7 protein-coding genes and 1 pseudogene are annotated in these 11,460 nt (G+C 56.1%); 5 read left to right on the top strand and 3 right to left on the bottom strand.

Annotated features, from left to right (window positions below; translation table 11 throughout):
- Positions 1–153 precede the first annotated feature (153 nt).
- Both P0Y33_RS19145 and P0Y33_RS11365 read left to right on the top strand, forming a co-directional pair.
- Positions 154–249: pseudogene (locus P0Y33_RS19145) on the top strand (surface glycoprotein); the annotation flags it as partial.
- Between the two features lie 543 nt (positions 250–792).
- Complete coding sequence (locus P0Y33_RS11365) at positions 793–2,919, top strand: PGF-CTERM sorting domain-containing protein (RefSeq protein ID WP_279527515.1); 2,127 nt, start codon at positions 793–795, stop codon at positions 2,917–2,919.
- A 759-nt stretch (positions 2,920–3,678) separates the two neighbouring features.
- On the opposite strand, the gene P0Y33_RS11360 is transcribed toward P0Y33_RS11365, so the two are convergent.
- On the bottom strand, positions 3,679–4,860 hold the full coding sequence (locus tag P0Y33_RS11360) for an ISH3 family transposase (RefSeq protein ID WP_279527514.1): 1,182 nt from the start codon (positions 4,858–4,860) through the stop codon (positions 3,679–3,681).
- A gap of 708 nt (positions 4,861–5,568) precedes the next feature.
- Here P0Y33_RS11360 and P0Y33_RS11355 point away from each other — a divergent pair.
- Positions 5,569–6,393, top strand: a complete 825-nt coding sequence (locus tag P0Y33_RS11355; RefSeq protein ID WP_279527513.1) for a DUF7847 domain-containing protein — start codon at positions 5,569–5,571, stop codon at positions 6,391–6,393.
- Positions 6,394–6,438: 45 nt separating this feature from the next.
- On the opposite strand, the gene P0Y33_RS11350 is transcribed toward P0Y33_RS11355, so the two are convergent.
- Positions 6,439–7,026 carry a hypothetical protein gene (locus P0Y33_RS11350; protein ID WP_279527512.1) on the bottom strand — a complete coding sequence of 196 codons (588 nt, stop codon included), beginning with the start codon at positions 7,024–7,026 and terminating at the stop codon, positions 6,439–6,441.
- Positions 7,027–7,169: 143 nt separating this feature from the next.
- On the opposite strand from P0Y33_RS11350, the gene P0Y33_RS11345 reads away from it, so the two are divergent.
- Both P0Y33_RS11345 and P0Y33_RS19235 read left to right on the top strand, forming a co-directional pair.
- Entirely contained in the window at positions 7,170–8,444 is a 1,275-nt protein-coding gene (locus tag P0Y33_RS11345; RefSeq protein WP_279530111.1) for an IS4 family transposase, read from the top strand.
- Positions 8,445–9,910: 1,466 nt separating this feature from the next.
- Positions 9,911–10,204: a DUF7123 family protein gene (locus P0Y33_RS19235; RefSeq protein ID WP_456071060.1), complete on the top strand. Its 294-nt coding sequence runs from the start codon at positions 9,911–9,913 to the stop codon at positions 10,202–10,204.
- 127 nt (positions 10,205–10,331) lie between these two features.
- Here P0Y33_RS19235 and P0Y33_RS11340 read toward each other — a convergent pair whose 3' ends face one another.
- On the bottom strand, positions 10,332–11,276 hold the full coding sequence (locus P0Y33_RS11340) for a COG1361 family protein (RefSeq protein ID WP_279527511.1): 945 nt from the start codon (positions 11,274–11,276) through the stop codon (positions 10,332–10,334).
- Positions 11,277–11,460: the final 184 nt, after the last annotated feature.

Genomic DNA, 11,460 nt, shown 5'->3' with positions numbered 1-11,460 from the left:
CGGCCGATATCGAAGGCATTCACCACAAGACATATACCACACACAGGTCTTTGTTCGGATACCCCTACCCGCCCCTCGGCTAGCTGAGGGCGCCGTAGTACCCGACCCCGTCTGGGTCGAGGACCCGGCAAATCAGCGAGCATCGAACTAACCATGACAGACACAAACAATAAGATCCGCGGCCTATTCCTCGCCGCGCTGATGGTCATCTCCGTCTTCGGAGGGTCCATCGCGTTCGCCGGGGGAGCAGCTGCGGCAAATCAGGCCGCCGACGTTCCTGGTGGCGGCACCCAAGGGACCCTCTCTGGTGTCAGTCTCTACGAGACTGATCCCATTAATGAGGGAGAATCGTATAGCTCGTACAAAGTAACGTATACCGCTCAGGATGTGAACACTGCTGACGGTAACACTGACGAGTTCTATCTTGATCTGCCCGACAGCCTCGAGAACATTGCTATCTCGGGCGGGACGATCGCAAACGCGTCTCAGACCTATGAGGTCTCTGGGATGTCCGTTGTTGACTCGTCCACTAACAAGGTCATGATCAAGACGGGGACCGACAGTGGTCTTCAGGACGACACTGTTTCGGTTCAGTTCGTCGTTTCCTTCCGTGCACCATCGGTCACGGGCGATCAGACGTACACTGGTCAGACTCTCGCTAAAGTTGTCGGTAGCGACGAGTCCACGGGCGGGTACGTTACCCTCAGCCCGGACCTTACGGTCTCCGACCTATCGTCCTCGTCCTCTACGCGTGACTACAACACGGTCTACAACAATCCTGTGACCGTGTTCATGGGTGAGGAAGACGTGAACATCGTCCCCGACGTCGGGAAAACCGGCAGTGTCACGTTCGAGAAGACCGGTGACGATGCTCGGACTATCGTTGTTGAGAATCCGAGTAAGACTGACTTCACGTCGGCCAACAACTTCGTGACTGGTGGCTACCAGGTCTCGACTGACACCAACGATGGTGTCGACTATAGTGTTGTCGAGCCGACGTTCAGCGACGTCAGCCTGTACCTTAGCTCCGCTGAGGACACTGAAGTCACGAACGGTCAGGTGACGACTGAACAGTCGTCGCTCACGGTCAACCCGGACTACAACTTCGGGAGTGCTGACCGCCTCGAAATCACGATCAAGGACTCGAGCGGTGTCGAAATCACTGGCGACCTCGTCGACACGAGCTCCCAGTACATCGAGAAGGCTAGCGGTGACTACTACTACACTGGAACGGCAGACACGACGTTCCAGCTGACTAACCTTGGCACGCTCGACCAAGAGCAGTACAATGTCACGCTTACTGGTGACGAACTCGACAGTGCATCCCATACCGTGAGCTTCACGATTGGCGATGCTGACCCCAGCATCTCGCTCGACAAGACGTCCGTCGTCCAGGGCGAGAAGGTTGTCGGAACGGTCACCGGTTCGCCTGGCGAGAACGTCTTCGTCCGCGTCGACAGTAGCAACCTGCTCGACCGCCTCGACGCCAGCAACATCACGCAGGTCTTCGACGACACTGGTGATGTTGTTGACCGCACGTACGACTCCGCAAACAACACCGTTGTCGCCGAGATCGAACTCGGCGAAGATGCGACCGGTCAGGTCCGCATCGACACGCAGTACGTTGAAGAGGACTCGACGATCACCGTCGAGGTCTCCGACACGCGCTACGGTGAAGCTGATGAAGAAGTCGATCTCGAAGTCACCGAGATGGAAATGACGGTCGGCGACGCGCCGAGCGTTGTCCCGGTGAGCACCGACTTCACGATTAACGGCACTGCCCAGGAAGCAGAACAGGTTGGTGCCTACGTCAAGGTCGGTGAGACCTGGCACAAGATCCCCGGTGAGACGAACCCGGACGATGACCTCAGCTCCGGTACGTACGAGGTCGAACTGACTGCGAGCGATGAGCTCGCAATCCCCGGTTCCTACCGGATCGGTCTCTACGCCACGACTGATGCCTCCGCAACGTACGACAGTACGTACAGCGAGGACCAGTGGCAGAACTTCGAAACGACGACTTCGACCTCGATCCGGACGGTCGAAGGGAACCTCTCCGCACAGCTCTCGCGGTCGACGATCGCTGACGTGAGCGGCAACGAGGTTACGCTGTTCGGTGCTGCAGTCGGCCAGGAAGACGTCTACGTGTACCGCGTTGGTCCGCGTGGAGCGACCTCTGGCAACATTCAGGCAGAGTCGATCTCTGTTGACGACGACGAGCAGACCTACGAGAAGGACCTCTCGAACTTCCGTCAGCAGGGTCAGTGGAACCTCATCGTCGTTGGCTCCGGCCGCGACGGTGACCTGTCCGCAGATCCGCAGTCCCTCATCAACAACATCAGCAACTCCGCAACGCAGAAGCAGGCTGTCGAGGTCATCCTCGACGAGCACACGGGCGCTGGTGTTGACGACGCAATCGCACGTGCGAACCTGACGGTCGAGAGTCCGTCGCTGGAAATCACGAGCCCGACGGGTACGGTCCCGCAGGGTGAGGTGACGGTCTCCGGGACGACGAACCTGGGTCCGGACACGACGGTCTTCGTGGAGATCACGAACCCTGACACTGGTGACATCGTCGCCAGCGGTCAGGCAGACGTCACCATGAGCGGCACGTGGAACACGACGGTCTCGCTCGCTGATGCGGAGGTCGGAACGACCTACCGCGTCAACGCTGAGGCCGAGGACTCGTCCGCGTCGACGATGATCGAGGTTGTCGAGGAGACGGACACGACGACCACGACCACGCCGTCTGACACGACGACCACCACGACGACCACGACGGGCACGACGACCACGACCACGACGACGGCCGCGCCGACCACCACGACGACGAACGGTGGCACGCCCGGCTTCGGCGTCATGGTCTCCCTCGTCGCACTCGTCGGTGCTGCGCTTCTCGTGCTCCGCCGCGAGAACTAAGGCACACTAATCACGCCTGACCGGCGTAACCGGTCATCACGACCGCAGTCGCGGTTTTTTCTTTTGACGTAACCCATACCGACACTTTCTGTGTCGAGAGCGTTGCTCTCGTGACTATGCGCGCTGTGCACCGCCATCGCGTCGCGATCACGTGACTACGAGTCGACGAACTCACTGAGTCCGGAGATCACTCTGAAGCCGATCTGTAGGGCTCGCGAAGATCCTCTGGGCGATCAAGTAACGCAATTGGACCACTACCCAACCTATTCTGGCGAGCGAGAGAAATCAGCGAAAAACAACAAGGAATCCGAGCACATAGCCGGCCGTAACGACGAACACTGATAATTGGATCGCGACGGCCAACGAGAGGCCAGTGTAGGCTGTTAGAAGCCACGGCAAAACGAACAGTCCGACCAAGAGGAGTGGGAAATAGGCGGCATACAGAACCAGCTGAATCGCTTCCCAGACGTCCTCCCAGCTGTCACAACTGCATTCTCGGACGTACTCGAGAGGAGGGCGCATATCAGTTGTTAGTTGTTGTGATACTATTTCTTTATCTAGTGTGGATCTGGGACTGTCGGTAGTTCCCATCGTTCCTGATTGCTGACTCGGTTTCTGGAAGGAACTGAACGGGATCAGAGCGACCGATTCAATGAGTCGAACAAAGACGGCGCTCTCACGCCAGTGAGAGCGCCGTCAACCCAGACAAGAGGCGAAGCTGTCGCTCATGTACAGGGCTGCCGCTGGACGCGGGCAGCTTCAGCCCGCGTCCAGCTCGCTGTAGGTCGGCGGGATTCCGACACCGTTGGTTGGTGCTTCCCACTTCCGGCTCAAGGTGTCGTCAAGAGCGTGATCAACCCACTCCCGGAACACCTCGAAGCGGAACCAGACGGGTAGTGCTCGCCCGCCGCGTCGCGGCGTGGCGAGCACGCCCCATCGGACAATCACCCAGAGGTTCCGCAGCAGGAAGCTCACAAGGATGAACAACAACCGAACGGCTGGATCGGTTGTACTTGTCCGCGCACGCGCTTCACGCATCGTCCGGAAGGCTGTCTCGATGGCTGAGCGTTTCTGGTAGAGAGCTTCAACTTCCTTCGGCGTGCGATCGGTCAGATCGCACGCCACGTAGGCCCGCACGAGCAACCCGTGTTTGCCTCGGTTGCCTTGTTGGTAGGAGACACACACTGCGAGCGGGAAGCGCAGTTCCCGCTCGCTTCCCTCGTACATCACGTACTCCGTCCAGTAGGAGACCGTCGTGTCCAGTTTCTCGGCCACCTGCTTCCCACGGCGGACGATCGGAAGAGCGACTGGTGCCACGGCATCCAGTCGCTCGATTGATGCACCGTTGTAGAAGCCGCGGTCGGCGAGAAGTCCAGCCACGGTGAACGGGAGGGCCGCGACGTGGTCGAGCAGTCGCTCGACCGCGTCGCTTTTCGACTCATCACCACGAACGGGCGTGACGGCAACGACGAGTGGTTTCGCCCGGCAGAGGACGAATCCAGCGAGGTAGCGATGGCACTTGCTGGTGCCATCGCGGGGTTTCGTGTGACAGAGTTCGCTAGCGTCAGCGTGTGGGCAACCGTGGTAGTGGATATCGACGAAGTCGAGGCAGATGATCCTCGGACCGGGGCCGAGGATCATCGCCGCCTGTTGAGCGAAGATGTCGTTGACGGCGGCTTCGAGGTCGTCTGCTGGAACGGTGTGCAGTTGTTTGAGGGTGTAATCGTCGGAGTAGCTTCCACGAGTGGTATCTGTGACGGCTTTGATGGACTTCTGATCGACAGCAGCTTGCAGCAGCGTTTGACGGATGATCCCGGAGTCGAAGCCGCAGCCTTCGACTCCGGGGATTGGAATCGCTGCGAGTAGATTAAGCGCTAAGGTTTCAAGGTCAGAGGCCGTAAGAACAGTGTCTGGGTGGTAGAGAAATTCCACAACACCCATCCAGACGATTTCTGCGAACGTAACCTCGTCAGTTGTAACTATCCGCTGACTCGATGGGAACTACCGACTGTAGGCGTTCCATAGCTGGTTGCGGCCCGGTTTGTGAATACCAGTCGTTGGTCGTACAGCACATTTATTCACGATGGGAGCTGTACCTAGCCACGGAACACCTTCAGTACATGTTCCACACTGAATAAAGAAATCGTATTACCAACAACTGATAGGGGCGAGAGCTGGACCCTAGCACTAAGTTTTCTTGGCCACCCATTCAATCTATGTCATCTGATGTGGTGCTATGTCCGGCGTGTGGATGGGCTGGTGATGAACAAGATCTTGAAAAGAGTAAGGAGGACACTCGGTGTCCTGCGTGCGGTGCAACGGTGCAGTAGTTCAACAAATCATTTATAAAATGCAAGGAGAATACCCGCGCCTTTAGGCGCGGGATGAATCCGACAACCCTCCACAATCCACCGCCGATAGCGAACCCGGATATTCTGCTGTGCTGAATAGCGAACTCGGTGTGAGAGTCAAGTGGCCCCGATTTTGAGTCCTCGGGAGTCACCCGCTCACGAGCCCACTCATATCTGCTCGCCAGCCCCATCACCGCAGCTCGAACCGTATAGAGATGTCAGAAAATCCAGAAACTCAAGTAACGTTTTGAAACCGGAAATCCACAAAAAGGTAGTTGGTAGAGAATATTCATCAAGTATGGCCGTCGTTTCAGCTCTCCAAGACGCCGTCGATACCCTCAAGCGCAACCCGATACTGTTTGTCGCAGCGACTTTGTACGGACTTGTGCAAGTACCGGCCTGGTTGCTACAAATATCCGGCAGTCCCGCACTTCAACTCGTTTCGTCGGCGTACAACCTGCTCTTAGTGTTCGTCTTTCCATTCTTCATGGGTGGTCTCCTATCGATGGCACTCGATGGGCTAACCGGTTCGACATCCCTTTCTCGATTCTGGAGCGGCGGAAAGCAGTACTATCTTCGACTCCTTGCAGTGTCGCTACTCTTCTTCGTCGTGTACTTCATCGTCGGCTTCGGAGTTGCCTTTCTCGTCTTCGCACTGGTTCTCGGTGGTGTCATCGGTGGGGGCGCCGGATTTGGTGGGGTCTCTCTCGCTGTCCTCGCTGTTATCGGAATCGTTGGACTACTGTTTGCGCTCGTCATCCTCGTCGTCGGATTTCTCTTTCAGTTCTACGCCCAAGCTATTGTGGTCGACGACGAAGGGGTTATTGACTCTCTAAAACGAAGCTATTCCGTTGTCCGTCAAAATCTCGTTACCGTCATCGGATTCGACGTTCTCGCATTCGTTCTTGGTGCGCTCATCTCCTCGATTCCGATCGGCTACCTCTTCTTCACTGGTGCTGCATTCAATCAGATGAGCACTGCCCCGTTAGGTGTGCGACTTGGATTTGTCCTGTTGTCCATCCTCATCACGATCATCATTGGTGCTATTGGAGTGACTTTCACAATCGCATTCTACGTCCGCATTACTGCGAGTCGAGAAGGTTCCGGGACAGCCCAACTCTAGTCAAGTTAAAGTTGGAACTCGGCTGTCGACTAGCGGTCAGCGATGTCAACGATTTCGCGGATACATCGAGGGTGGTGTATATCTACGCTGTCGCTTAAGTGAGGAGCTGAGGTGAACGATGATGCCGGCACTGAGCATCTCGATCAGGAGATCGAGAACGGTATCCTCGAGATAAGTTGTAAGCGTCCAGTGGTACCAGAACGTTTTGACGAGGAATTCATAAATCTCGAATCCGGCACCGATCGCGAGGACCATGGTGATAACCCACCAGTTGGAGATGTAGTCCGGAAATGTCTCTCGGAGTCCGAGAATCAGAATGCCGACGACGCCCGCACTACTCACTGCATGGGCAGGGATATCCAGCCATGGAATCGTCGCGTACAGTGAGTGTGCTAACCAAATGTAGTGGAGACTCACCATAACCAGACCCACGCTCAGTACGCCGAACCACCATTGCACGACAGACCGAGTTTGGAGGTCTGTCACGAATTGCTGCAGTATCCGTTTTGCTAACGTTGGCAGTGCAGGCATTCCGCTCCAGAAACGTCTGAGAGTATGCCTTGCTGCGAGGAGGACAGCAACAGCGAATAGCCCGACGAGAACCCTCAGTGAGGCATGTGGCGGTAGCGACATGATACGTGCATCAACAGAATCCAATATACATCCGTCTTTAGTTAGGAGACGAACCGCGTGACAGCGGCGGCTTATCGAGGCTACTTTTCGGAAGGAATGAGGAGGTGTCGAGTGTGCACAACGAAACCCCCTCACCTCGGATTATGCGTCGGCTCACTACACTGTTTCCTTCCGAGTTCCTCGAAGAGCACGCCGAGGAACTCGGCGTGGTCGAACGCGACAGGAAGACACAGGTGCCCGCCCTCGTGTGGTCGTTCGTGTTCGGCTTCGCCGCAGGCGAGAGCCGAACACTCGCTGGGTTCCGGCGCAGCTACAACGCTACTGCCGATGAGACACTCTCACCCGGCGGATTCCATCAGCGGTTGACGCCGACGTTTGCGGAGTATCTCTGCGACCTCGTCGAGCACGGTATCGACGAGGTCGCTGTTCCTGATGCTGTTGACGTCGATGTTGACCGGTTCCGTGACGTGATGATCGCCGACGGCACGGTGTTGCGGTTGCATCGGTTTCTTTCAGAGGACTTCGAACCACGGCGAGGGGAGCAGGGTGGAGCGCGGCTCCACCTGCTCCACAACGTCACCGAGCAGACGATCGGCCGGTTCAGCGTCACTGACGAGAAAGCACACGACAGCACCGAGTTTTCCACGGGACCGTGGCTCGAAGACCGGTTGGTGTTGTTCGATCAAGCGTACTTCAAGTACCGCCGCTTTGCACTGATTGACGAAAACGACGGGTACTTCGTGAGTCGGCTGAAACCGGACGCAAATCCGGAGATAACGGCGGAATTACGGGAATGGCGTGGCGACGCCATTCCCTTGGAGGGCGAACAGATCCAGGATGTCGTGGACGACCTCCACCGGAAGTACATCGATGTCGAAGTGGAAGCGACGTTTCAGCGACGCGAGTACGCCGGCACGCAGTCATGGGATAGCAAGCGGTTCCGCGTCGTCGGCGTCCGCGACGAGGACGCCGACGACTACCATCTGTATATCACGAACCTGCCGAGAGAGGAGTTCCTGCCAGCGGATCTCGCAACGATCTATCGCTGTCGGTGGGAGGTAGAACTGCTGTTTCGTGAGTTGAAGACGCAGTACAACCTGGATGAGTTCGACACGAGCAAGGCGTATATCGTGGAAATTCTGCTGTATGCGGCGTTGTTATCGCTGTTAGTGAGCCGTGATCTGTTGGATCTGGTCACCGAACAGGCTGACGAGGAGATCGTGTTTCCGCCGGAACGCTGGGCGGCGACCTTCCGGTCGCACGCCCAGCTCATCCTCCACGAACTCGGTGAGTACCTCGGCTACTCGCCACCGCCGTTGCTGGAGCGGCTGATCGAAGACGCGCAGAAGATCCACAAGCAGCGACCAATTCTCCAAGAAACGCTTGCTACCGCTACGCAACCGAGGTGTGAGGCCTAACTAAAGACCAATGATCCAATATATCCCTTGTGTAAACAAAAAAGTCGACTTGACTGACCTCGGTTAGCTTCTGGGGGGAGGGCGCTAAGCGCACTTCCTCAGTGAGCGCCGAAGGCGCGAGCAGAGAGGAGAGACAGAGCCCGGACACGGTACTTGCCCGTTCATCGGTATTCATACTCGCGCGGTCGAAAGCGGGAGTCCGATGCTCACCACATCTCCGGCAGTGTCCAAGTACGAGAGAAAGTGCGTACGGTCGGTTGTGGCCGGGTGTCCAGTTGGTAGGTGTGGGACACTCCGAACCGCGAAGAGAAATCGCCTGCGGAGTCTGGGATCGTACGCCCACGTGGGGGGCAAGTCCCGACACAGAAACAGAAAGCCCAGCTCTATTGAAGTCGTAGGCGCCGACTCGAAGCCGCTGAAGCGGCGCTAGTCATCTCTGAAATCGTGTCGAAATGTACGCTTACTCCCATCTACATTTGAGGGTGGAAGATCAAACTGGAGATCGTACGCTTTAGTCGTGGTCGCACCGAGCTCAACGGGTGTCGATCTGACACGCTGATATTCACTGCCAATCTGGCAAATCACATAGAGATTGGTCGATATTTTCGAGGGATTTGGGTTCTCAACGGTCACGGTGTAGATGAAGGTCTCGTCGTGGACCGCTGAGATTCGGCTGGAGACAACCTTCGGTTGTGACTGTGACTGTTGTATACATCCGCTGGCGGCGAGCGACAATGGTATCGTGGCGAGGACTGCCCGACGGGTAGATCTCATGTCGTCTCCTTGGAGAATAGTCAGTAAGTGCTTTCTTCCTCACAACGACGTGTCCTGGGACGAGTTGCCCCATGGACACAAGCCACACCGGTGCTCATGCGGATAGTGGCACGGAATCTTGCTTGGAGTGGTTTAACAGTTGTTGGTAATACGATTTCTTTATTCAGTGTGGAACATGTACTGCAGGTGTTCCGTGGCTAGTTACAGCTCCCATCGTGAATAAATGTGCTGTACGACCAATGACTGTTAAGCAAGCTCCGTGTTTGGATGCTCGAGTGAGAGCATGAAGTGCTTTCTGTTTGGTCTCGACGTCGAACTCTGAATGTGGCACTCAAAGTATTCGAGCCACTATACTCTGATAAAAAGATTTTTAATCGATGGAGTTGTATGTATTATTGGCCGGTGAGCCCCACCGGTTAACCGAACGCTGGCATCCCTACCCACCATTCCGGGGCGCAAGCACATGCGGCGCCCCGCCCCTTTGAATATCAGCACTAGTTGTTAGCAATGATATTTCTTCATTCAGTGTGGAACATGTACTGAAGGTGTTCCGTGGCTAGGTACAGCTCCCATCGTGAATAAATGTGCTGTACGACCAACGACTGGTACAGAATAGTCCCTACTCCGCTAGTTGCTCGTTGCGGCTGGGAGCGTTTCCTCACAGTCACTGTGCACACTGTCCCACAAAATTGATGCGCAAATCTATGAATAGAGCTAGTATGTCTGCTCGAAGTCCTGAAATGCTACAGAAGCACATTACGGACTACCTGAAAATGTGCCTTGAGGACGGGTCAACCTACGTCAAGAGCCGACATATTGCCGATGAACTCGACGTATCAGTGAAGCGGGTCGGCGCAGCGATGGCTTCGCTAGAGGCGAACACAGACCAATTTGCGATCACTCGATGGGGAGGCAGTTCAGATGGAATCACGTGGTGTGTCGAGGCGACTACGCCACCTCTCGGGACGACCTCTCCATCAGACTAGGCGGCAAGGGCGGATTTCTCGTATGACGAGGAAACCAACACTCCCTTTCAAAGAATCACTGACGCCGCTTTACTCACGCATTCCGTTCACTTCTTGAGGGAAAGTGCTTCGGACCTTCACTGTATTGCTACTCCAGTCTTCGACCGAAGTATCCGAGGCACGAACCAACTACGAACACGCCTCCGATGAGGAAGGGCAGTAGCCCACCGGGAACTATCCCCGAGTTCGAAGTTTCAATTGTGGTATCATCGAACTGTACGGTCTGAGCGGTTTCACCCGTTGAGGTCCCGATTTCGTATGTCGCAGTGATGGTTGCATTACCGGACGGATGTCCGTTGAGTGGGACAGTTGCGGTTTCAGATGTCCCTGGCTTCACAGACTCGATTGTAGCTGCTGGGAGGTCCGTGCCACCAGTCTCTCCTGTCACGAAGACGTCCGTGAGCGGTGCATTCCCATTGTTCGTCACATGATACTGGAGGAGAGCGGATCCGTTTTGCTCAACAACAGTTGCGTAGACCGTCGTCTTATCGACGAGCGGTGAGGGTGTAATCGTAGTTGTGGCGACAACCGACTTTGACTGTCCATACTGAACGATCGCCTTGAGCGACTGCTTGCCCGATACCTGCGGTTGAATCGTCAAGTCGAATGTTGTCTCATTGTGAGCCCCGAGCGCTGGCTGGATCGTTGTCTGGTTGTTGATTCCTGGGCGTGGGCTCAGCAACTGGACCGAGAGATTCGTTATTGGATGACTTGCGCCGTTTGAGACGGTGACTGCAACCGAGGTTTCGGCGCCGACAACTGCCGGCTCAGTCTGAATCTGCACCTGTGGCTTCGTTTTCGCTGGCTGTGCTGGCTTCGAGACGGTCACATACACTGGATGTTCAATATGGACGGACTTAACCAGATCTCCGGAAGCGTCGTACTGCTTCCCGCGGACATTGATCGTCAGCTGTTTTGCTCCTGCTGTTTCGAAGGTTGCCTGGAGTGGGACAGTAACGGCATCACCAGCACCGAGCGTACCGAGCTCATCAGATATACTGTGCACTGTCCCATCTGCGTCGACGAGCGTCACTTCCGTTATCTCGAAACTCCCGCTACCCGTGCGCGAATGGCTGATAGTCGGCGTGACCGTGATTGCTTGCCCAGTCACTGGGTTATTATCTGAAACACTGACTGGCGAGACCGTCACGTGCGCCGGCGAACTGAGCGCTGCAGCACCGACTGTACTACTTGCCAAGAGAAGGCACAGTAGTGTA

It is taken from the genome of Halospeciosus flavus, from assembly GCF_029814175.1.
Taxonomy (GTDB): Archaea; Halobacteriota; Halobacteria; order Halobacteriales; family Halobacteriaceae; genus Halospeciosus; species Halospeciosus flavus.
This window is presented reverse-complemented; position numbering and strand designations above follow the sequence as displayed.